Consider the following 22,383-nt stretch of genomic DNA (forward strand, 5'->3'; position numbering starts at 1 on the left):
TCTTTTTGCGTGCTCCGTTGTTGCTTTTGTCCAGGCTTACGAAGAATCCATTGTTTTTAATCATACGTTTTGCCTAAAACTTTCACATTTTCGTCACACTTTTTATGCAATGATTACACCTCTCTTCCACCCGTTTTGACAAGCATTTTTTATGTATTTTTCACAATTTATTTCGTTTTTTTAATTCATATTGTCGATTTTGTACACTATTTTAAAATTTATAGTCAATCTTGACTTTTTCTTTTTCGTTATTCTTTTATCTATTGACGGATTTTTTGTGCTTTTTCCGTCACTTTGTATATTCCTCGTATTTTCAGACATTTTACCTGCAGAGCCTTCTACCGGCAGTTCCCTCCGAATGCCGGGCAGCACAATAAAAAAGAACCTCTTATCTCTCCCCGGGAATACTTCTTTCCGGAAACATAAGAGGTTCTTTTTCTTTTTTTGTTCTTTATTCTGCTTTTTTCTTCTCTTTTGGAATAATGATATTCAGTACAATCGCCGCAACAGCTGCCGGAACAATACCGGAGCCGCCGAAAATCAGCTGGATATAATAAGGAAGCTCAGAAGTTGCTCCCGCTGTGGAACCAAGGCCGTAGCCAAGACCCAGTGCAACAGAAACGATCGTGATCTCACGGCTCGTAATCGGCTCTTTTGTGATGAGCTGGATACCGGAAACCAGAATTGACGCAAACATCATAACGGCTGCACCGCCGAGTACGGACTGCGGCATAATGGATACAAATGCTGCAATCTTCGGACAGAGTCCGCAGAGGATCAGGAAAATGGCTCCGCAGGAAAGTGCCATACGGTTTACGATTTTTGTCATCGAAATAATGCCGACGTTCTGTGCAAAAGAAGTATTCGGGAGAACGCCGAGTGCTGCTGCAAAGCTGGATCCGAGACCGTCGCAGATGATACCGCCGGAAAGCTCGGAATCGGTTGCCTCGCGGTCCATACCGCTCTCTACGCAGGCGCAGATATCGCCGACCGTCTCAACGGTTGTTACGATGAACATGATCGCTACCGGGAGAATTGCCTCCACACGGAAGACTGGTTTTACCTCAGCCAGTTTTCCAAAGCCTGCAATACCAGGGAGTGCGAACCAGGACGCATCTTTTACCTGCTGGAAATTGACAACCCAGGAATATGTATAGGAAACAGTGCTTCCATCCTCAAGAACCGCCGTTCCGGTATGCGGCAGAACCATGGTCATAATAATAGCTACCACGTAGCCGACTAAAATACCGATCAGAATTGAAGCCGTGCTTAAGATTCCCTTCGGATTTGTAAAGTGCTTCAGTGCCAGCGTTACAATCAGAACGACCATGCCAAGGAACAGGTTCTGTATGGAACCGTAATCGTTCGTTCCGGAACCGCCGCAGAGATAATTGATTCCAACCGGAATCAACGAAAGACCGATCGCCATAACGACGCAGCCGGTAACAACCGACGGGAAAAATTTACGAAGCGGCTTTAAACAGACGCCAAGCACGCCCTCAAACAGACCGCCGACAATTGTCGCACCAAGGATAGCGCCGTACGTCAGCGCGCCCTGTCCCAGCACGGCTGTCACGCTCTTGAATACGCCGAGGAATCCAGAAGATGTACCCATAACAATCGGCACTTTACCGCCGATCGGTCCAATCGAAAACATCTGTACCAGTGTTACAATACCGGCTACTGTCATTGCATTCTGCAAAAGAGCCGTACGAAGTGCACCGTAGCCCGCATCCGCCGTCAGACCGCACGCTCCCATGATGATCAGAAGCGGGGTGAGGTTTCCTACGAACATCGCCATTACATGCTGCAATCCAAGCGGAATCGCCTGCTTCAGCGGAATCCGTCCTTCAAAGGTGTACGGGGTTCCCATAGCTGAACTTTTTTCTTTTTTCATTGCTTTTCTCCTGCTTTTGTAGATTTGGGCTGCCTTGCCTTTCGGTATGGAATATGCCCTGCACAGCCGGAATTTTTCCGGCAAAGCGTCCTTGTTTTTTCTTATAGATACTTATAAGTTTTTCTTTTTAAACAAGTCTTCTTCATAAGCTGTGCTTTTATGTAAAAAGATTATCATGTTTCTTTTTTCCCGTCAACCCGCATCTTGTACAGAATTCCATAAAAAGGAGACACCGGTCTGTGTTCCTCATCTCACAGATCAATGCCTCCTTGTTTTCTTCCTTCAATTTAAGCGTTCTGGAAATCCTCAATCGCTTTTACGGTGCGGTTATATTCTTCCGTCACCTTCTGCATCAGATCATCCGTCTCGGTCTCCTGCAGCGGTCTTAACCGCTCGGTCAGCTCGGCGCTTGGCTCGTACAGATTTTTAAAACCAAGATTCTGGCACACGCCTTTTAATGTATGAGCTGCACGGAATGCAACCTCAATATTTCCGTCCGCCAGTGCCTGGCAAAGCTCCTGATAGCTCGGATCCTGCGGAAATTTTAAAATGATCCGCTGAATTAGAGATTCACTGCGAAGCCGCTGAACGGTTTCCTCGTAATCTGCTCCCATCTGCATGTAGCAATCTTTTAATGTCATCTTCTCTTCCTCTTCCCTGTATGCAAATTCATTACATATTAATGCAAACAAGTTCTTTATCAATACATAAATAATTATATTTCTCACGCAAGCTCTTGTCAACTTCTGCTTTTCATTATTTTTGCATTATTTTTGTTTACTATACGCTCTATTTCTGAACATAAAACATCTTTTTTCTTACGTTTTTCTTACGTTTTTATCTTACCTGTATATTGCATTCATGCATAATAATACAACTTACTCGCATATTCTGTCGTTTTATTCACACGGTACCGCGTGAAAGTCTATTTCTTCTGTCTAGTCTCGTTGCAAAATGTAATGTTTTTTGTACACTGTAATTTTCGTTATTTTTCTGTGTTTCTTCTATCTTTTATGCAAAAAGGGACCCCCGGTCTTAACCGGAGATCCCTTTGGATTTCTCAAAATCAGATTAGCAGATTCCCTGAGCCATCATAGCGTCAGCTACTTTCTCAAAGCCTGCGATGTTAGCGCCCATAACATAGTCGCCCTCATGGCCGTAACGTTTTGCAGCATCAACCATGTTGTGTGTGATGTTGATCATGATATTTTTCAGTTTTGCATCAACTTCATCGAAGGTCCAGGACAGACGCTCGGAGTTCTGGGACATCTCGAGTGCGGATGTTGCAACACCACCTGCATTTGCAGCTTTTCCAGGTGCGAAGATTACGCCGTGCTCCTGCAGATATTTGGTTGCTTCCAGAGTAGTAGGCATGTTAGCGCCCTCGCATACTGCAGTGCATCCGTTCTCAACAAGTGCTTTTGCATCCTCAAGCAGCAGCTCGTTCTGAGTTGCGCAAGGAAGAGCAAGGTCTGCTTTTACAACCCATACGCCGCGTCCTTCGTGGTACTCAGAGTTTGGACGATATTTCTTGTACTCGGTCAGACGGGCACGATTTACTTCTTTGATCTCTTTTAATGCAGCTACATCGATTCCGTCTGGATCGTAAACCCATCCGTTGGAGTCAGAGCAGGTGAGAACTTTCACACCAAGCTGAGTAGCTTTCTCGATTGCATAGATTGCAACGTTTCCGGAACCGGATACACAAGCGGTCTTGCCTGCGATGTCGATGCCGTTCAGTTTCAGCAGCTCCTGGGTCAGGTACAGCAGTCCGTATCCGGTAGCCTCTGTTCTTGCTAAAGATCCGCCGTAGCTTAAACCTTTACCAGTCAGAACGCCTTCGTATACGCCGCGGATTCTCTTGTACTGTCCGAACATGAAGCCGATCTCTCTTGCGCCTGTTCCGATGTCACCAGCCGGTACGTCGGTGTCTGCGCCGATATATTTGCAAAGCTCTGTCATAAAGCTCTGGCAGAATGCCATGATCTCTCTGTCAGATTTTCCTTTCGGATCGAAGTCAGAACCACCTTTACCTCCGCCGATCGGAAGGCTGGTCAGTGAGTTTTTGAATACCTGCTCGAATCCCAGGAATTTGATAATACCAATATTTACAGAAGGATGCAGACGGATTCCTCCTTTGTAAGGTCCGATTGCACTGTTAAACTGTACACGATATCCGGTGTTTACATGAGCCTGTCCTTTATCGTCTACCCACGGCACACGGAATTTGATCTGACGCTCTGGCTCTACCATTCTCTCCAGAAGAGCGACTTTTCTGTATTTTTCCTCGTTTGCTTCAATAACAGGGCGAAGAGATTCCAGAACCTCTTTGACTGCCTGATGGAATTCCGGCTCAGCTGGGTTTTTTGCAACTACGGACTCAATAACCTCATCTACGTATGACATGTTAGTTTCCTCCTTGAAATTTCTCCCTTAATGTAGTGCAGAAAGATTTCTTTAAAAGATCCATCTGCGGTTCTCATCAGCCTTAAAGCGTGGAGAAAATCATTTCCGCACTCTCTCGCGTCTCCGGTGGATTCTCCCGTCCTCCGGATCACTTAATTTTATAAGGTCAACGATTGGTTGATATTATAGCATAAAATATCCGGTTTTTGCAATATTTCACGCAAAAAATTCCTAATAAATCATGATTTTGTAGCGTTTTCTAATATTTACCCAGTATTTTTGTCGATTTTGTATATTTTTACCGAAAGTACTATAAAATTTCGCGTGCTGATTCTTTAGAAAATAAAGATTAGCTGCGGTTTTTTGTTTTTATATTAGGTGTTTTCGATTTTTTCTTCACGCTCCAGCCAAAGGTTCCCTGCTTTTTCCCGATTCCGAAGTACTCTCCGTGGGAATACACAATCGGTTTCGCGCGGTTCAGATCGAAGCGGCCGCGCTCATCCATGTATGCCTCATCCGCATGGACAGCCACAACTTTTGCAAGAAACATGTGATGCGAGCCCAGTTCGAGCACCTGCTCCACTTTACACTCGATATTAACCGGCGACTCCCCGATCATCGGTGCGGAAATCTCCTCCGCCTCGACTTTCGTCAGTTTCATCTCTTTGAACTTATCCACATCTCTTCCCGAGCGCACGCCGCAGTAGTCGGTCGCATAGCAGAGGTCCTCCGTCGTCAGGTTGATGACGAACGCACCGCTCTCTTTGATCATCTGATAGCTGTAGCGTTCCGGCCGCACCGAGATCGATACCATCGGAGGATTCGTACACACCGTGCCGGCCCAGGCAACGGTGATGATGTTGTCCTCCCCGTTCTTTCCGCGCACCGACACCATGACCGCCGGCAGCGGATACAGCATATTTCCCGCTTTCCATGTCTGTTTTCCCATTCTTATTTCTTTCCTTTCCTCTTTTTCACCCTTTTATGACCGAAAAAAGCGTGCCCCGGATCTATTTTCAGGCCCGGAACCACGCTTTTTTATTTTTTCTGTTTTTACTGATTCTGCAGCGCCATCATAAATGCCGGAATCAGCTGTTTCTTTCTCGACACAACACCCTTCAGCTCGCAGCTGACCTCGTTGACCGGAAGATCTTCAAAAGCTTTTTCGATGACTTCCTTTGCCCCGCTTCCATAATACAGAAGCTCTGTAGATTCTTCTATAATATTGGTCAGCATAAAGAATACCATCTCGATGCCGTGTTTTCCGCACTCGCTTTCCATCTGCGGCAGAAGCTGTTCCTTGATGGATTCCAGCTCGCCCGCATCGAGGGATGTAATCTGGCCGACACCAAACGTAACATCGCCCATGATGAATTTTTTGAAATCCTGGTAGAAAATTTCTTCCGGTGATTTATCTTTCAGGTTGCTTCCTGCACGGAACATTTCGGATGCAAACTCCGGAATGCTGATGCCTGCAATGTCCGCCAGTGCCTCTGCTGCCGCTTTGTCAAGAAACGTACACGTCGGCGACCGGAACATCAGCGTATCGGAAATGATGGCTGCGCAGAGCAGTCCTGCGATGTTCGGCGCGATCTCCAGCTCTTTTTCCTTATAAATTTCATACATAATCGTTCCCGTGCAGCCCACCGGCTCATTGCGGAACATAACCGGCGCCATCGTCTCAAGTGATCCCAGACGATGATGGTCGATGATCTCGAGAATCTCCGCCTCTTTGACGTTATCGACCGCCTGTGATTCCTCATTGTGATCGACGAGAATCAGTTTCTTTCCTGCATTTCCGATCAGGTTCCGACGGGAAATCGTTCCCACATATTTTCCTTTCTTGTTCAAAATCGGGAAATCGCGGTGTCTCTGATTTTTCATAACTTCTTTGATATCATCGAGGAAATCTTCGGTGTTGAACGTGATCAGATTGCTTCTGCGCATCAGATATTTGACCGGAATACTCTGGTTAATCAGACGCGCAATCGTATACGTGTCATGCGGACTGCTGATGATCACACAGCATTTTTCCTCTGCAAATTTCTGAATCGTTTTCGTCACCTTTGCGCCAAGTCCGACGATAATGCAGCTTGCATCCATCTCGATTGCACAGAGCTGGTCCTCCGCACGGTTTCCGAGAATGACAAGGTCATCTTTTTCGATGTAGTTCTCCATCGTATCCGGATGGAATGCGCCGACAACGACTTTTCCGCGGATAAAATAACCATGTTCATTTCCGACAATAACCGAACCATCCAACGTATCCGCGATACTGCGGTATTGCGTCCTTGCCAGTGACATGACATGGCTGTCATAAGAATCCATATAGGATTCTGCGATATCACTGACCGTAATCACGCCCTGCAGATCATTGTCCGGCGAAGTAATCGGCAGTGTGACCACGTTGTTGTTTTTCATCATGGAATACGCTTTCTTCACGGAAATCGTGCCCGGTACGCTCGGCACCTCATGGATTTCAATTTCCTTTACCTGCGTTCCCGCATTCGGCAGATACCCCGGTGCGCGCACGCCAAAGCGCTTCAGTACATACTCGGTCTCCTCATTGATCTGACCGGCACGCCGCGCCATGTAGGTTTTGGTTTTATCTGTCCTGTTCTTGATATCCGCATAGGCAATCGCCGAACAAATGGAATCCGTATCCGGATTTTTATGTCCAATTACATAAACTCTTGAATTTGATTTCATAATAGTACTCCTCCCTTCTGTATGTTTGTGGTATACAGTAAGTTCGTCCCGGTAGTTTTACTTCTTTTTTTGTAACGACTACAGTTACTGCTCACTTCGTGACCAGTAACCGCCGCCCTGCACATGCAAATTCGCTCCGCGAAGTTCCGGGCGGCCACCTGAATCACTTTCTCCTGCAGCCGCGCAGCAAGTGCGCGTCTCAGTAATTTTGGTAACGGCTACACACATATTACCATCCTTTTTTCATCTGGTCAAAGAAAATCTTTTATGTTAAGATAAACGCAGATAGAAAAACGTGCAAAATTGAACCCGATTTTTTCATAAATCCACAATTTTCCTCTCGTTTTCCTGTTATTCTTACGAAAAAGGGGTGTTTCATTATGTCAGAAGAAAAATTAACCATGGATGACTTCTCCGCAGAGCTGGAAGCTTCCTTCAAAAAAATTGAGGAAGGCGACATGCTCACCGGAACCGTCATCTCCGTAGATGAAAAAGAGGTGATTCTCGATCTGAAATACTACGCAGAGGGCGTCATCCGCGCCGAGGACTTCAGCAACGAGCCTGGCTTCTCCTTAAAAGACGCTGTTCAGGTCGGTGACGAAATCACCGCAACCGTGATCCGCAAAGACGACGGCCACGGCAACATTCTTCTCTCCCGCGCAGAGGCAAACGATATCCTCGCATGGGAAAAACTCGCACAGTACAAAGAAGAGAAAACCGTACTGGATGTAAAAGTCAAAGGAATCGTAAACGCCGGTGTTATCGCTTACGTCGAAGGAATCCGCGGCTTCATCCCGGCTTCCAAACTCTCCCTGAACTACGTGGAAGATCTGAATGAATACTTAAACAAAGACATTCAGGTACAGGTTTTTGACCTCGACAAAGAAAAAGACCGCCTGATCCTCTCCGCCCGCGAAATTCTCCGCGAGAAAGCAGACGAAGAGCGCAAAGAGAAAATCTCCAACGTAGAAGTCGGCCTCGTCACCGAAGGAACCGTTGAGAGCCTGCAGCCATACGGCGCCTTCATCAGCCTCGGAAACGGCCTCTCCGGCCTCGTCCACATCTCCCAGATCTGCGCCAAACGAATCAAACATCCATCCGCAGTTCTGGCAGTCGGCGATAAAGTCAAAGTAAAAGTCATTGCCATCAAAGACGGCAAACTCAGTCTCTCCATGAAGGCACTCGACGACGTTGCCGCCGAAGAAATTCAGGAAGAAACCATCGAACTCCCGGAGACAGAGGAAGTGACAACGACACTGGGATCGCTGTTTAAAAATATTAAGCTGAACTAAAGTTGCATCAAAAAAACAGACTTTCCATTCTCACGCATTCCTGCGTGTATCTGGAAAGTCTGCTTTCTATTATAAGAATTCTATTAGCCCTTTACAGCTCCAATCACAATACCTTTCACAAAATATTTCTGGAAGAACGGATACACAACCAGAATTGGAAGTGCTCCCATAACTGCAACGGCCATTTTGATACCAGTCGCTGGAAGTGTAATGCTTTGTGTCAATGCTCCTCCTGAAGCACCGCTCATCAGATACTGCACATCCAGAAGCATCTTATTCAGCAGAACCTGAATACTGTACAGTTTATCGTTATTGATATAGTACAGACCATTCAACCAGTCATTCCAATATCCGAGGCCGACCAGAAGTGCCAGTGTAGCAATAATCGGCGTAGACATCGGAAGAACAATTTTTGCCAGAATTCTCCACTCACCTGCTCCGTCAATTCTTGCAGCCTCGATGACCGCATCAGGAATGTTGGTGGTGAAATACGTTCTCATCATGATGACATAGAAAGCTCCCATCAGAAGATTTGGAACAATCAGTGCCCAGATGGTATTTTTAATATGAAAGATTCCAGTCCACATCATATAGGACGGTACCAAGCCACCGTTGAACAACATCGTAAAGAAAATCACAAAGGAGAAAAATGCTTTTCCCGGAAGCTCTTTTCTTGACAGTGGATAGGCAAACAATGTTGTCAGAGTCAGGTTTGCCACGGTTCCGACTACCGTTACCAGTGCGGAAATGATATAACCTCTTACAATACTGCCTGAATCTACCAGCAGTGTTTTGTATGCATCAAAACTGATTTCACGCGGCCAGAAAGAATATCCATATTTTAATAGAATGTTCTCTTTGGTGATTGATGACATAATCAGCAGAATAAACGGGACGATACACATAGCGGACAGTAAGATCATAATCACATTAGCTGCAATCTGAAAGCTTTTATTTCTTTCAACCATTTTTCATACTCTCCCTTCGCTTAGAATAATGCACTGTTTTCGTCCAGTCTTCGAACAATCAGGTTTGCAATCAGTACCAGTGCAAATCCTACCAGTGACTGATAAAGACCTGCTGCAGATGCCATACCGATGTTGTTCAGCTCCATCAATCCACGATATACGTAAGTATCGATGGTGTTTGTCACGTCGATCAGCGGTCCGCTGTTCATTGGTACCTGATAGAACAGTCCGAAATCGGAATAGAAAATACGTCCTACACTCATCAGCGTCAAGGTGATAATGGTTGTTTTCAATCCCGGTAGTGTGATATGTACAATTCTCTGCCAGCGGTTTGCACCGTCGATAGATGCAGACTCGTAAAGACTGGCATCCAATCCTACTACCGTTGCATAATAGATAATGCAGTTATATCCCAGGTTTTTCCATACATTGACAAAGATCAAAATGAATGGCCAGTACTTCGGATCAGAATACCATCCGATGCCCTGTTTTCCCATTGGTTTCAGAATACTGTTATTAATGAATCCGGCATCTGTGCTGAGGAATCCATATACCAGGTAGCTGACAACGACGATAGAAATCAGGAACGGTACCAGAATTAACGTCTGGTATATTTTCTTTCCCATCGTGGAACGGATTTCATTCAGCAGAATTGCCACTGCAATTGCAAGTACGGTTCCGACTACGATAAAGATTACGTTGTATCCCAGTGTGTTTCTTGTAATTGTCCAGGCATCTTTTGTCTTAAACAAAAACTCAAAGTTTTTAAGACCTGTAAACGGGCTTTTCAGGATTCCCAGACTGTAATTATATTTCTTGAATGCAATGATAATTCCAGCCATAGGCATATAGTTATTGATAAATAAGTATACAAGCCCCGGAAGCAGCATCAGATACATGGGAATAAATCTGCGGATTTTACCCCAATTTCTTTTCATCTTCCCAGCCTCCATTATTTGTTGGCTTCCAGCCAATCATCTAACTGTCTCTGTTTCTCAGCGATGATGGTATCTGCTCCTGCTGCTTTCAACTCATCCAGGAATTTCGGAATGGTAGTTTCTGGATCCAAGGAACCGCACTGCAGTGCAGGACCATATTTGGCAGTTACGTTTGCGCATGCAGTTACTTCGTTCTGTACATTTGTGTTGTCCCATGCAAAACCTTTGGCCGGAGAAACAACCGCATTGTTGTTGAACTCCTGGGTCTGATCCCAGATATCCGGATCATTTCCTTCCCATACATAGGAAATTGCCTCATTCGGCCAAGCCCATGGAAGACTGGTATAACCTGTGTTACTTGCTGTTACACCGTCTGGGTAGTTGATGACACCGTTGTCTTTGTCTGTAAACTCATAATGAGTTCCTTCCAGACCATTGATAAGAATATTTGCCAGATCCGGGTTTGTGTAGATCTCGTTTAATACCTGTACAGCTCTTTCCGGTTTATCACTGTTATGCGGAACATACCATACAATGTCAACACGTGTTGTGGTAGTATATGGTTCTACCAGATTCAAAACAACGATTTCTTTTCCGGACTCTTTTTCGATCTCCTGCTCGATACCTGGTTTTGTATTTGTAAAACGTCCAAAACCTTTACCAGAACCAATCAGACTATTTGCCATTTCAGTAGAAGTGGAAGCATCCGGCATGATCAGACCTTTCTGCGCCCAGTCATAGCGAAGTTTCATTTCGTTCATATATTTATCTGTTGCGTAGTAATTAATAACTTCTGTGCTGTCAGAAGATACACTCTCTAAAGATCCGATATCTCCACCAAGGTCATCTGGGTTTGTCATAAGGCTCATGGAACCCACATGAGAAACAATGGGATATACATCTGGATACATTTCTTTTACTTTTTCAAGGAGCGGCTCCAACTCCTCTTCTGTTTTAATAGAACTATAGTCAATTCCGGTTGCATCTGCCATCTCTTTATTCATAGCAAATCCCCATCCCGTTGCTTTCTCTTTATTGGACGGAACACCATAAATATTGCCGTTAAAGGTTACACATTTCCAGTCGGATTCACTGATTTCAGATTTCATATCGCTGCCATAGCTGTCCAGATAATCCGTAATCGGAAGGATCTGTCCGCTGCTGATTGCAGATGTTACATTTCCACAGTACTCATACATCAGATCCAATTTTTCAGAAGATGCCAGTGTCAGGTTGACCTGCTGATCATAACTTCCAAATCCAACACGAGTCAGCTCAACTTTAGTATTGAATTTTTCCTCGGTGATTTTGCTTGCTGCCTCAGAAATTTTTGCGCAGTCATCTGTGCTGGCATCGCCAGGTGCCAGAATTTTTACCGTATAGCTGTCCTGATTGCTGCTGTCTGCGCTCTTGGAAGATCCGTCATTTGAGCTGGACGCGTTATCGCTTCCGCAACCTGCCAGCATACTTCCCGCCATAACAGAAACAAGTAAAAATGCCATTGCTTTTTTCTTATTCATTACATTTCTCTCCTTTGTTCTTTTCTTTGTTTTACGAATAGCTATATCCTATCAAAGAAATATCTCTTTCTCTATAAAATCTGTGACTTTCTCTTTATATATTGTGACATACCACTGTAACTTTCGTTATTTTAACGAATCTGTATACTTATTTCTTGAAAACACACGACATCTATATTAGAATAAATGGCATGTTCCAACAGTTGAAACGCTCACACGATTTTTCTTATATTGTTATATTTTGGGAGGTTCTTATGTTATCTCGTAAAAATTTTTACATCTCATCAAAAATTTTTTTCACCTTTATAAGCCTTATCATGCTTATTCCGCTTACATTTCTGACGATATTTTTTGATTTCTACTCACTTCGCCTGCTGAACCGCGAAATCGCTTCTGCAAATCGAAATGCTCTGTTTCTCTATCAGGAACAGTTAGAAGCAGATCTTTCCCAGATAGAAACCTCAATGGCACAGAACTGGGCTACGAACTGGAATTATCAGAAACTAAAATATAAACTTGATCCGCTCGATGTTCATTTAAATACACTCTCCATTGTGAATAAAGCACGGGAACAGCTTGCTCTGACAGAATGTCTCGGTGCTGTCTATATTTATTCTGCTCCCAATGATGTCTGCCGCTGTGCCTATCAGGACTGCTATTCCTATAAAGAATTAATAACAATGCAGAATTACGTAAAATCCCTTGATTTTGAATCAACTCCCAAATCCTGGTTTTACGATAAAGTCGGTGATAAATACTTTTTGGTTCGCCTTATCGGTTTTTCCAATGCCTACAGTGTTTCTCTCGTAGATTTTGATCTGGTCATGGCTCCATCTCGCCTCGCCACACAGACGCATAAAACTAGTTCACTCGTCTATCTTTCCAACGACGGAACCGTATTAAATCCTTCTAAAACCATTACAGAAAATAAACTGACCTTTTCGCCTGAAGACAATAACCACATCAAAAAAGGACAAAAAGAAAACTTTTTTGTTGTACAGGATCGCTTAAAATATGCTGATATTACCATGCTTTACCTTTCCCCTTACCAGGGAAGCCAGTTTTATTTAAATGCGACACAGATGTTTGCCATCATTGCCTCTGTGCTGGCACTGCTTTTGATTCCGTTCATGTGTTTTTTGGCCATCAAAATTTACTTTTCTCCATTAAGAGATGCAATCGCTACCATGGAGAATATTCGAAACGGTAAATTGAACTCAAAACTGCAGGAAACACAGTTTATCCGTGAATTTTCCGTCTTTAATTCCACTTTTAACCGAATGATGGATGAAATTCACAATCTGAAAATCCGCACTTATGAAAATAAGCTGATCATTCAAAAATCTCAGCTGCAATATTTTCAAATTCAGTTGAAGCCTCATTTTTATCTGAACTGCCTGAAAACTCTTTACGGTATGATTCAACAGAATAAAGGAAACGATGCACAGCAAATGATTTTATATGTTTCCCAGTATATCCGCTATACCTTCCGCGACAACAGCAGTCTTGTGCCACTGCAGACGGAACTGAATCAGGTACAGAATTATTATAAACTTCAGAAGCTAAACACAAGAGATTCTTCTGAGCTGACCATTTCTGCCGATCCCGCTGTTTCAAAGTTTCCGGTTCCCATGCTCTGCATTCAAACATTCGTCGAAAATTCTTTTAAGCATGGGCGAATCTCCAGCCAGCCGCTCAATGTACACATTTCCGTACAGCTGACAGAGACTGAAGAAGGAAATTATTTAAATATCAGTATTCAGGATAACGGAACCGGATTTCCGGACGAATTTCTGCAGTCCTTTCTGCAACATACAGAAGATGCAGTAACCGGACAGCACATCGGTATACACAATCTCCGTCAACGACTTACCTTACTTTACGGTGATCAGGCCGGACTGATCTGTATGAACAATTCCTCCGGCGCCCTGACAGAAATTATCCTGCCCATCCAGGAAGAACCAAATACCAGTTCAGAAACTAAAAGTAGCTTACTCTCAAACGAAAATTTGTTTTCATTATCCTAGAAAGAGGAGGAATCCCGAATGAATGTATTGATTATTGATGACCAACCCGATGTTGTCGCCGGTATTCATTCCGGCATCAACTGGGATGCGCTTTCCATCCGACAGGTTTTCTATGCTAACGACATTATCCGTGCGCGTGAAATTCTTTCAAACAATTCCGTGGATATCATGCTCTGCGATATCGAAATGCCGCTCGGCAGCGGTCTTGAACTTTATGAATGGGTTGCGGAGCATTTTCCAGAAATCAAATGTATTTTTCTCACCTCACATGAAGATTTTTCCTATGCACAAAAAGCACTGCAACTCGGCGGATTCGATTATCTGATTCAGCCCGCTCCCTACAGTGCAATTGAGGTTTCCATTCAGAAAGCAGTCCTGCAAATTCAAAAGGAAAAAAAGGAAAAATTTTACAGTGAATATGGAAACTATTTCAGCAAACGCGAAATGGATCTTCTTGATGTGCTTTTAAATGAATTTTTGCAGAAACAGCCTGCAGAACCGCAGAATATCCTGAGTTTTCTGGACACGATCTCCATAAAACTCGATCCCGGCCGTTCCTGTGTTCTGACTTTGATTGATATTCTCGAACATGACACGCCACATCCAGTTCGTGACCTTTCTCTCCTCCGCTCTATCCTGCAGAATGTCATTTCCGAGCTGTTTAAGCCGTTCACTAAAAAACTGCTTTTCTGCCATGTCCACGAACAGGTTTTTGCCCTTATTTTATACGAAACCGATAATTTTACAAAAGATCAGGTGCAAATTTATTTGCATACTTTTGTGGAAGCCGCTTCACAGTATCTCCACTTTAAAATAGCATGCTACTGTGCTCATTCTGCAAATTTTCTTCTGCTACCAGATAAAATACAGCAGCTTTTGGAACAGCGCAGTGAAAATGTGGCAAACTATAGCGGTATTTTTTATCAGAAATCCAGTATTTCCCAGGTTCCCTACACCCCTCCGGATTTTGTCCACTGGAATGTCATGCTCTCCTCTGGTTATTACGATGCCGTCCGTGCAGACATGCATGATTATCTGCTCCGCCAAAAAGAATCCGGTCATGTAAACCAGAAAATGCTCAGTCTCTTTTTACAGGATTTTCTTCAGCTCTTCTATCAGATTCTGAACCATCACCACATCGGTGCACACGGTGTTTTTGAAAAAGAATACGATATTCACGCTCTGAACAACTCCTGTCATTCTATAGAAGAGATGCATAAACTGCTTGATTTTTCCGTTGATTATCTAAAAAGCCTTCAAATTAGCGCAGAACCAGGTGTTTCACAGATCGACCAGGTGGTAAATTTTATTCAGAAAAATATTCACCAGAATGTTACCCGCACCGAAATCGCACATCAGGTATACATGAACCCGGAATACCTCTCCCGGCTTTTCAAAAAGGTAAAAGGAATTTCACTTTCTGACTATATCGTGCAGGAAAAACTGAAAATTGCGATTTCCCTGCTTGAGGGAACCAATCTCCCGGTCAGTGTAATTGCAACGAATATCGGCTACACGAATTTTTCTTATTTTACACAGGTATTCAAAAAAGTCTACGGAATTTCTCCGAGTGAATACCGTCAAAAGAAAAAATAATGCAAAAATAGTACTGCGGAGCGTAAAGTTTTCCCAAATAAATGTTAATACCCGGGTATAACGAAAATACGTTCCGCAGTATTTTATTTTTGCATTACTGTTTTATCTTCAAACAAGTTTTTATACCGGCATCGCCGCCACAAAATAATACATCACAACAAAATGACAGAAGCTGCCACCCATCACAAACAGATGGAAAATTTCATGTGTTCCGAACTTTTTATGCTTCGCGTTAAACATCGGCATTTTTAAGGAGTAAATCACCCCGCCGACCGTGTAAATGATGCCACCCGCCAGCAACCATCCAAATGCCGGCCGTGAAAGAGCCAGAAACAGCGGATGAAATGCCAGTACACACAGCCATCCCATTGCGATATACAACACTGAGGAAAACCACTTCGGACAATTGATCCAGAATGCCTTGACAAGAATTCCGCCAATTGCAGCTGCCCACACCAATGCACAAAGTACAATTCCCGTCCGTCCATGCAGCGCAATCAGACAGATCGGCGTATAACTTCCCGCAATCAGCACGGAAATCATCATATGATCAAACTTCTTCAGTCGACGGTTTACCTTCCCATTTACATCAAACGTGTGATACACGGTGCTCGCCAGATACAGCAAAATCATACTCAGCATAAACACCGCCATCGCAACCACATGCAGATGATCCGGCTCCCGCGCCGCCTTCAAAAGCAATGGCAGCGTTCCCACCACCGCCAGGATCAGCGCAATCCCATGTGTAATCGCACTGCCAGGATCCTTGATTCCATTTTTTCTGATATACTTCATTCTACTCACTCCTTTCCTGTCAGAAACGCTGTGTATTTTAATTACTACTTTATGTAGTTTTCATTACTACTTATCATTGTTTCTTTTATTATAGCAGGATAAAATTATTTTTCAAGTCAAAATATCTATTTTCTTTTGAAAATGTTCGACCTGCTTTGACACAAAAAAACAGACTGCTCGCTTACGCATACCATTGTGCCTGTTTGAGCCGTCTGTTTTTGTATTTTTATTGCTTCTTCGCTTGAATCAGCTTCCATTTTTCTACCCGCGAAAGCTGCTTAATTTCCCATTCTCTCCGCATAGCCTCCTGTTTTGTTAAAAAGGTTTCAAAATACACCAGTTTTACCGGTTTGCGGCTCTTTGTATATTTCGCTCCTTTTCCAGCATTGTGTGCCTTTACTCTGCGTTCCAAATTATTGGTCCAGCCTGTATAAAAAGATCCATCGCTGCATTCCAGAATATATGTAAAATTCCCCTGTTCCATTTCAAATTCCGTTCCTTCTGTTCATCTGTATTCTATGTAACTTTAACACTCGGTTCTTTTAGGCGCAATCAAAAAAATAAGAAAGAGTCCTGCTTCGCAGGAAAATTCAACGAAGTTTCCTGTAAGCAAAAAACCGTCCGGATTTCTCCGAACGGTTTTCTCATTTTTATTTTTACTGCATTGCCAGCTCATCTACCGCCAGTTTCAATGCGCCCATGATACCCTGGTTGTCGTTCAGGCTTGGAAGTACAATGTAGCTGTCGAGATCCTCAAGTTCTTTTGTTACAAGATATCCGTTCAGCTGTTTCTTTACTTCTTCTCTTACGAGCGGCATCATATGCTCCTGATGCATAACGCCTCCGCCCAAAACGATTCTCTGCGGGGAGAGCAGCATGATGCAGTCTACAAGTGCCTGTCCGATATAGTAAGCCTCAAGCTCCCATACCTCTTTTTTGTCTGCCAGCTCAATACCTTTTTTGCCCCAGCGTGCTTCAATGGCAGGACCTGCAGCAAGGCCTTCCAGGCAGTTGCTGTGATACGGGCATTTTCCGCCGTAAGTATCTTTCGGATGTCTGGTCAGCAGAACGTGTCCGCCTTCCGGATGAAGCATGCCGTGCAACAGCTTGCCATTGGAAATAATTCCCATTCCAACGCCCGTTCCGATGGTGATGTAAATGCTGTTGTCCAGACCTTTTGTGATTCCCCAGGTAGCCTCACCCAGTGCAGAACCGTTTACATCGGTATCAAATCCAACCGGGATGTCCAGTGCATCTGCGAAAGCGCCTACGATGTTGTAGTTCTTCCATGCTAATTTGGGAGTTGTGGTAATGTAACCATATGTTTCGGATTTTCTGTTCAGGTCGATCGGTCCAAAGCAACCGATTCCCAGTGCCTGAATGTCCTTCTCTTTGAAATACTCAATCATTTTCGGAACGGTAATTTCCGGTGTCTCGGTCGGGATAGAAATTCTCTCATAAATTTCTCCATTTGCGTTTCCAATTGCGCAGACCATCTTTGTTCCGCCTGCTTCTAATGCTCCAAGTCTCATTGTGTTTTTCTCCTCTCTTATGCTTCTGGATTTGAGCAGATTACAGAAAGTTTTCCTTCAAATCTGCATCCATTAAAATTAGCCGGTATAATAAAGTGAGTACCTTTCTTAACCGGAATACCGTTTACAGTACCCTCTCCGGCGATTACACTTACATTAGTATAATATTTTTTCGCATCTAAGGTGAATACACCGTCGATGTCGTATTTATCTACAGAGTAGAACTTGCATGTTACAAAATGGGTATGTACCGCGCCCGGGATTTCCTCTGTAAAGGTATCGATATCTGCCGGTTTAAACGGAGCCTCGATAACATCGATACTCTGCTCTACATGAAGCTGTCTCGGTTTGCCGTTCTGCAGTCTGTCATAATCGTATACACGATAGGTGATATCGCTGCTCTGCTGTGTCTCCAGAATCAGTGTGCCGCCTTTGATGGCATGTACGCATCCCGGATTGATCTGGAAGAAATCTCCCTTATGTACCGGCACTTTGCGGATGAAATCGCTCCACTCATGATTGCGGATCATTTTCTCCACTTCTGCCTTGTCTTTTGCATTGTGTCCGATAACAATTTCTGTACCCGGTTCGCAGTCCAGCACGTACCAGCACTCGGTCTTTCCAAGAGATCCATTCTCATGCTCTCCTGCATAAGCATCATCTGGATGAACCTGGATGCTCAGATCATTTTTTGCATCAATGATCTTGATCAGCAGCGGAACCTGGCTTCCCGGGTAATTTCCGAAAATTTCCGGCTCCTCGTTCCAGAGCTCACCTAATGTTTTTCCATCAAATCTTCCGCCTGCCACACGGCTCATTCCGTTGGCATGTCCGCTGATCGCCCAGCACTCGCCGGTTGTATCGCTCGGAATTTCGTAATCAAATACGTCTCTTAACTTTGTTCCACCCCAGATTGCTTCTTTGAACACCGGTCCATAAATAAAAGCTCCATATTTTTCTAATCCTCCTTGTTTTCAGGATCTGTCCACTACATCTATTTTAACCGATAACATTCAAAAACGAAACCCCTAAAATGACAAACTTTCACATTTTCTGTAACCGGTTACTTTCCTTTTATTCCGCCTTTTTTCTATATCAAAACAATCCTGTTTGTTATATGTAAAGCTGACTGTTTTCAGCCAGCCTTTTTTATAAAAAGCAATCGAAAAACGGTATTTTACCATCCGCGGTCTGCGCCGCCTTTTTTGTATTCAAAACCTGTAAAAAAGATTCGATTGCGAATCCTACACTTTATAATACTTTCCCGCATCCCATTTCGTGCAGGTCCTCTTTTTTATTCCGAAATTGCCGGGAGATATACCATAGGATCAATGGCTTTTCCATCTTTTTTCATCTCAAAGAAAAGATTGCTTCCCTCTTTTACATAATATTTCGTCGGTGCTGCAACTGCTCCGATCCGTGCTGCTTTCTGAACTTTCTGGCCTGCTTCGAGGGAAACGTCTGTGAGCTGTCCGTAGATGGCTTCGTATCCATTTCCAAGATTCATGGTGACGGTGAGGCCGGTTCTTGCATCATTTTCCACACTCACAACTTCTCCGTCCGCTGCCGCCAGAACCGGAGTTCCTTCTGCCGCCGAGAAAACAACGCCTGGATTGCACTGGTAAAGATCCAGTGTCGGGAAATAAACGGTATTTTCCATGTTATACGGAATCAGAACTGTTCCAGTAACCGGCAGTTCCATGATTGTCGCTTCGCTGAACATCAGATCCTGTGCAGCCCCTGCTGTCTCAACTGCCGTTTCCTGATTTTCTGCAGAATCCACAGTTCCGGATGCTGCACTCGTTTCTTCATTCGCCGCTGTTTCTCCTGATCCTGTTTCTCCGTTCTGATCCGCCGCTGTTCCGTTTACCGCCTGCGCGTCCTGTCTTTCTGTATTCCCATCTGATTCTTCCGGTGCATTCTGAGCCGTCTCTGCATCTGCTTCTGGATTTCCCGCCGCCTCTTCTTCACACGCCGCTTCCATTTCCGGCACCTGTTCCAGACTGTTTTCCACATCATCTGCCTGATCCTGTACGGCACGCGTTCCGTCTGCATCTCCCGCCGTCTCCTCCGTCTGCTGTTCTGTAGTTCCGGTGCTTTCGTCCTCTGTAAGCTGTGCCGTCTCTCCCTGTTTCGCCTGATCTGCCTTACCGTTTCTCGCATCCTGCTGCCAGGTCAGCACTCCGCCTGCAATCATCATTGCCAGTGCCGCTGTGATCACGCCGATTCTCAACTTGTCTCTTTTCATGTTCTTACCACCTCTGCTGATATCTTTTTAAGCATTTCAGAGGCGTTTTTCGATTTCTCGCTCTCCTCCTGCTTTTCTACAGTAAGCAGTATTTCCCATCCGGCGCGATCTATACACAAAAACTGGATTTTTCCTTTCCGTTATCCACAATTTTTCCCCTGCGCTTCTTTCTTTTGTGGAAAACATAATTCTTTTCTGCGCATTCCGTGCAAAACATCCCCAATGTTATCCACACCTTATTTTCTCGACTTGCTTCACGTAAAAAAAAGAGCCGGAACCGGGAATTTTCTCCCGTTTCCAGCTCTCGCTTTCACCTGTATTTACTGTAATCTTCCATACACCGTACTCGCATCCGCGATGCTGTCCACCGCAGATCCCGAATCCGTCATGGCCTCTGCCGTAACAAGTATGTACTCTTCTCCTCCATATTCTGCAAAGCTGACCAGGCACTGACCCGCCTCATCGGTAAATCCGGTCTTTCCGCCTTCAATGACTGCCCCGTTCTCCAGTGTCGTACTCATCTCATAGCTGGTAAACCGGTGGAGCATCGTGTCATACAGCGTAATTCCCTCCGGGTGTGATGCGGTAGCTTCCGTTGTGTAAACCTCCCTCGTCACGATCTCGCGAAACGTATCACTCTTCAGACACTCGCTCATCAGCACCGCAATATCACGGCAGGTAGAATAATGGTTGTCGTTATGCAGTCCCGTGCAGTTCTCAAAATGCGTATTGGTAAGTCCCAGTTCTTCTGCTTTCTGGTTCATCATGGCCACAAAACCTTCTTCCGATCCGCCGACTGCTCTCGCCAATGTCTCACAGGCATCTGCGCCGGATGGAAGCAGCACACCATAGAGAAGATCACGAACTGTCGGCTGTTCGTACGGATTAAATCCCGCTACCGACGCATCCTGTGCCGTCAGTTCCTCGAAGATGTCCTCCGGAACCGTAATCGTCTCGTTCAGATCCGGAAGATTTTCAATGGTAAGCAGCGCTGTCATAATCTTTGTCATCGACGCCGGATAAATTCTCTCATCTCCGCCCAGATTCATCATCTCAGCCAGATCGCTTTCCCGCACCAGCAGGGCATGCTGACTGTTCAGACCATCTGACGAAATCTGCTGTACCGGCTCAGGCGTCGGTGTAATCTCCTCCTCCGGGCTGGAATCCGATATCGGCGCTGAACTGTCCCCAGCAAGAGAGGATGACGAAACCGAAGAGGATGCGCTTGCGTTTCCATCCATCTGTTTTTTCTCGTTCTTCTGCATCTGATATCCAAGCACGCCAATCAATCCGATAATGATAACAAGCAGAACACTTAAAATCACTTTCTGCTGAAACTGGCGTCTTCGTCTTTTGTTTTTCTTTTTTTGTGCCATAAACAGATTCCTCCGTTCTTTTTTATTCTTTCAAAGCATAGTACATTTCCTGCTCTTTTGCAAGATTTTCGCCGTAACCTTAAGATAAACATAATCAAAATTGGTCCACCGGACCAATTTGGGATATGCAGAACAAAAAAAGAACCCTCGAAAGGGTTCCACATAGTGAAGCATCGGGGATTCGAACCCCGGACAACTTGATTAAAAGTCAAGTGCTCTACCGACTGAGCTAATGCTCCGTAAAATATGCCTAGTTCCGGAATCGAACCAGAGACACGAGGATTTTCAGTCCTCTGCTCTACCAACTGAGCTAACTAGGCATAAAATTGCGGGAGTAGGATTTGAACCTACGACCTTCGGTTATGAGCCCGACGAGCTTCCAGACTGCTCCATCCCGCGATATCCTATTTTTGTACTTGATTTCTCAAGTAAAGCCGATGATCGGACTCGAACCGATAACCTGCTGATTACAAATCAGCTGCTCTGCCAATTGAGCCACATCGGCCGATTGCCTGATTGGCAAGTGGGTGGTGGTGGATTCGAACCACCGAAGCAATTTGCAGCAGATTTACAGTCTGTCCCCTTTGGCACTCGGGAAACCACCCATAAAAGAATGGGACCTACAGGGCTCGAACCTGTGACCCTCTGCTTGTAAGGCAGATGCTCTCCCAGCTGAGCTAAGATCCCATTTTTCAGATATTTAGTTATGAAAAGCGACCCGGATCGGGATCGAACCGACGACCTCCGCCGTGACAGGGCGGCGCTCTAACCAGCTGAGCCACCGGGCCACAATAACTATTTTGAAGATATTTGATATACCTTCAAAACCGCATACACTTAACACCTATACATCATACCATACTTTCTTTCCGAACACAACCATTTTCTGCAAAACTTTTGTTTTGCATTTCAGGTCAAGCCCTCGACCGATTAGTAACAGTCAGCTCCATGCCTTACGGCACTTCCACCCCTGCCCTATCTACCTCGTCGTCTTCAAGGGGTCTTACTTCTTTCGAATGGGATATCTCATCTTGAGGGGGGCTTCACGCTTAGATGCCTTCAGCGTTTATCCCTTCCCG

Annotated in this window: 16 protein-coding genes, 7 tRNA genes, 1 rRNA gene and 1 pseudogene; 3 read left to right on the forward strand and 22 right to left on the reverse strand. The window is 44.6% G+C overall.

The window, feature by feature from the left end; translation table 11 throughout:
- Nucleotides 1–451 precede the first annotated feature (451 nt).
- From DXA55_RS04620 to DXA55_RS04640, 5 genes are all read right to left on the reverse strand, one after another.
- Nucleotides 452–1,897, reverse strand: coding sequence for a uracil-xanthine permease family protein (locus DXA55_RS04620; RefSeq protein WP_117762173.1), 1,446 nt, complete (start codon nt 1,895–1,897; stop codon nt 452–454).
- A gap of 287 nt (nt 1,898–2,184) precedes the next feature.
- Entirely contained in the window at nt 2,185–2,538 is a 354-nt protein-coding gene (locus DXA55_RS04625; RefSeq protein ID WP_055220310.1) for an Hpt domain-containing protein, read from the reverse strand.
- 430 nt (nt 2,539–2,968) lie between these two features.
- Entirely contained in the window at nt 2,969–4,303 is a 1,335-nt protein-coding gene (gdhA, locus tag DXA55_RS04630; RefSeq protein WP_055220308.1) for an NADP-specific glutamate dehydrogenase, read from the reverse strand.
- 349 nt (nt 4,304–4,652) lie between these two features.
- Nucleotides 4,653–5,252 (reverse strand): flavin reductase family protein, encoded by a 600-nt coding sequence (locus DXA55_RS04635; RefSeq protein WP_117510675.1) that lies wholly within the window; start codon nt 5,250–5,252, stop codon nt 4,653–4,655.
- A 104-nt stretch (nt 5,253–5,356) separates the two neighbouring features.
- Nucleotides 5,357–7,012, reverse strand: coding sequence for a putative manganese-dependent inorganic diphosphatase (locus DXA55_RS04640; protein WP_117762172.1), 1,656 nt, complete (start codon nt 7,010–7,012; stop codon nt 5,357–5,359).
- Between the two features lie 380 nt (nt 7,013–7,392).
- Between DXA55_RS04640 and DXA55_RS04645 the strand changes: the two genes are divergently transcribed.
- The gene (locus DXA55_RS04645) at nt 7,393–8,304 is read left to right on the forward strand and encodes a 30S ribosomal protein S1 (RefSeq protein ID WP_117813161.1); all 912 of its coding nucleotides are present in this window, start codon (nt 7,393–7,395) and stop codon (nt 8,302–8,304) included.
- Between the two features lie 83 nt (nt 8,305–8,387).
- On the opposite strand, the gene DXA55_RS04650 is transcribed toward DXA55_RS04645, so the two are convergent.
- Genes DXA55_RS04650 through DXA55_RS04660 form a run of 3 tightly spaced genes read right to left on the reverse strand, consistent with a single transcriptional unit; the run spans nt 8,388 to nt 11,730 of the window.
- Complete coding sequence (locus tag DXA55_RS04650) at nt 8,388–9,272, reverse strand: carbohydrate ABC transporter permease (protein ID WP_117762170.1); 885 nt, start codon at nt 9,270–9,272, stop codon at nt 8,388–8,390.
- Nucleotides 9,273–9,292: 20 nt separating this feature from the next.
- Nucleotides 9,293–10,210, reverse strand: coding sequence for an ABC transporter permease (locus tag DXA55_RS04655; protein ID WP_117813176.1), 918 nt, complete (start codon nt 10,208–10,210; stop codon nt 9,293–9,295).
- A gap of 14 nt (nt 10,211–10,224) precedes the next feature.
- Nucleotides 10,225–11,730, reverse strand: a complete 1,506-nt coding sequence (locus DXA55_RS04660) for an ABC transporter substrate-binding protein (protein ID WP_117762169.1) — start codon at nt 11,728–11,730, stop codon at nt 10,225–10,227.
- Between the two features lie 317 nt (nt 11,731–12,047).
- Here DXA55_RS04660 and DXA55_RS04665 point away from each other — a divergent pair, with 317 nt between their 5' ends.
- Entirely contained in the window at nt 12,048–13,757 is a 1,710-nt protein-coding gene (locus DXA55_RS04665) for a sensor histidine kinase (protein ID WP_158565035.1), read from the forward strand.
- Nucleotides 13,758–13,775: 18 nt separating this feature from the next.
- Nucleotides 13,776–15,353: a response regulator gene (locus tag DXA55_RS04670; RefSeq protein WP_117813164.1), complete on the forward strand. Its 1,578-nt coding sequence runs from the start codon at nt 13,776–13,778 to the stop codon at nt 15,351–15,353.
- Between the two features lie 120 nt (nt 15,354–15,473).
- Here the strand turns inward: DXA55_RS04670 and trhA are convergent, their stop codons facing one another.
- From trhA to DXA55_RS04740, 14 genes and pseudogenes are all read right to left on the reverse strand, one after another.
- Nucleotides 15,474–16,148 carry a PAQR family membrane homeostasis protein TrhA gene (gene trhA, locus DXA55_RS04675; RefSeq protein ID WP_117762166.1) on the reverse strand — a complete coding sequence of 225 codons (675 nt, stop codon included), beginning with the start codon at nt 16,146–16,148 and terminating at the stop codon, nt 15,474–15,476.
- 226 nt (nt 16,149–16,374) lie between these two features.
- Nucleotides 16,375–16,632: a GIY-YIG nuclease family protein gene (locus DXA55_RS04680; RefSeq protein ID WP_055220299.1), complete on the reverse strand. Its 258-nt coding sequence runs from the start codon at nt 16,630–16,632 to the stop codon at nt 16,375–16,377.
- A gap of 172 nt (nt 16,633–16,804) precedes the next feature.
- Nucleotides 16,805–17,680, reverse strand: coding sequence for an ROK family protein (locus tag DXA55_RS04685; protein WP_022461220.1), 876 nt, complete (start codon nt 17,678–17,680; stop codon nt 16,805–16,807).
- Nucleotides 17,681–17,697: 17 nt separating this feature from the next.
- Nucleotides 17,698–18,632, reverse strand: a pseudogene (manA, locus tag DXA55_RS04690) (mannose-6-phosphate isomerase, class I).
- 342 nt (nt 18,633–18,974) lie between these two features.
- Complete coding sequence (locus DXA55_RS04695; protein WP_117813168.1) at nt 18,975–19,928, reverse strand: peptidoglycan DD-metalloendopeptidase family protein; 954 nt, start codon at nt 19,926–19,928, stop codon at nt 18,975–18,977.
- 320 nt (nt 19,929–20,248) lie between these two features.
- Entirely contained in the window at nt 20,249–21,304 is a 1,056-nt protein-coding gene (locus tag DXA55_RS04700; protein WP_117813170.1) for a D-alanyl-D-alanine carboxypeptidase family protein, read from the reverse strand.
- Between the two features lie 166 nt (nt 21,305–21,470).
- Nucleotides 21,471–21,543 (reverse strand) — tRNA-Lys (locus tag DXA55_RS04705).
- Between the two features lie 8 nt (nt 21,544–21,551).
- A tRNA-Phe gene (locus DXA55_RS04710) sits at nt 21,552–21,624 on the reverse strand.
- Nucleotides 21,625–21,630: 6 nt separating this feature from the next.
- A tRNA-OTHER gene (locus tag DXA55_RS04715) sits at nt 21,631–21,703 on the reverse strand.
- Nucleotides 21,704–21,736: 33 nt separating this feature from the next.
- Nucleotides 21,737–21,809 (reverse strand) — tRNA-Thr (locus DXA55_RS04720).
- 19 nt (nt 21,810–21,828) lie between these two features.
- Nucleotides 21,829–21,909 (reverse strand) — tRNA-Tyr (locus DXA55_RS04725).
- A gap of 9 nt (nt 21,910–21,918) precedes the next feature.
- Nucleotides 21,919–21,991 (reverse strand) — tRNA-Val (locus DXA55_RS04730).
- A 27-nt stretch (nt 21,992–22,018) separates the two neighbouring features.
- Nucleotides 22,019–22,092 (reverse strand) — tRNA-Asp (locus DXA55_RS04735).
- 122 nt (nt 22,093–22,214) lie between these two features.
- Nucleotides 22,215–22,383: ribosomal RNA gene (locus DXA55_RS04740) — 23S ribosomal RNA — on the reverse strand; the annotation flags it as partial.

This window comes from Blautia sp. OF03-13, from assembly GCF_003460685.1.
In the GTDB taxonomy this organism is placed as follows: domain Bacteria; phylum Bacillota; class Clostridia; order Lachnospirales; family Lachnospiraceae; genus Fusicatenibacter; species Fusicatenibacter saccharivorans.

Coding starts and splice junctions, on each gene's coding strand:
- DXA55_RS04685 (WP_022461220.1), bottom strand. CDS start 17,680: ATGAGACTTGGAGCATTAGAAGCAGGCGGAACAAAGATGGTCTGCGCA.
- trhA (WP_117762166.1), bottom strand. CDS start 16,148: ATGAAGTATATCAGAAAAAATGGAATCAAGGATCCTGGCAGTGCGATT.
- DXA55_RS04640 (WP_117762172.1), bottom strand. CDS start 7,012: ATGAAATCAAATTCAAGAGTTTATGTAATTGGACATAAAAATCCGGAT.
- DXA55_RS04650 (WP_117762170.1), bottom strand. CDS start 9,272: ATGGTTGAAAGAAATAAAAGCTTTCAGATTGCAGCTAATGTGATTATG.
- DXA55_RS04695 (WP_117813168.1), bottom strand. CDS start 19,928: ATGAAAAGAGACAAGTTGAGAATCGGCGTGATCACAGCGGCACTGGCA.
- DXA55_RS04660 (WP_117762169.1), bottom strand. CDS start 11,730: ATGAATAAGAAAAAAGCAATGGCATTTTTACTTGTTTCTGTTATGGCG.
- DXA55_RS04645 (WP_117813161.1), top strand. CDS start 7,393: ATGTCAGAAGAAAAATTAACCATGGATGACTTCTCCGCAGAGCTGGAA.
- DXA55_RS04670 (WP_117813164.1), top strand. CDS start 13,776: ATGAATGTATTGATTATTGATGACCAACCCGATGTTGTCGCCGGTATT.
- DXA55_RS04620 (WP_117762173.1), bottom strand. CDS start 1,897: ATGAAAAAAGAAAAAAGTTCAGCTATGGGAACCCCGTACACCTTTGAA.
- DXA55_RS04700 (WP_117813170.1), bottom strand. CDS start 21,304: ATGGCACAAAAAAAGAAAAACAAAAGACGAAGACGCCAGTTTCAGCAG.
- DXA55_RS04635 (WP_117510675.1), bottom strand. CDS start 5,252: ATGGGAAAACAGACATGGAAAGCGGGAAATATGCTGTATCCGCTGCCG.
- DXA55_RS04665 (WP_158565035.1), top strand. CDS start 12,048: ATGCTTATTCCGCTTACATTTCTGACGATATTTTTTGATTTCTACTCA.
- DXA55_RS04680 (WP_055220299.1), bottom strand. CDS start 16,632: ATGGAACAGGGGAATTTTACATATATTCTGGAATGCAGCGATGGATCT.
- DXA55_RS04655 (WP_117813176.1), bottom strand. CDS start 10,210: ATGAAAAGAAATTGGGGTAAAATCCGCAGATTTATTCCCATGTATCTG.
- gdhA (WP_055220308.1), bottom strand. CDS start 4,303: ATGTCATACGTAGATGAGGTTATTGAGTCCGTAGTTGCAAAAAACCCA.
- DXA55_RS04625 (WP_055220310.1), bottom strand. CDS start 2,538: ATGACATTAAAAGATTGCTACATGCAGATGGGAGCAGATTACGAGGAA.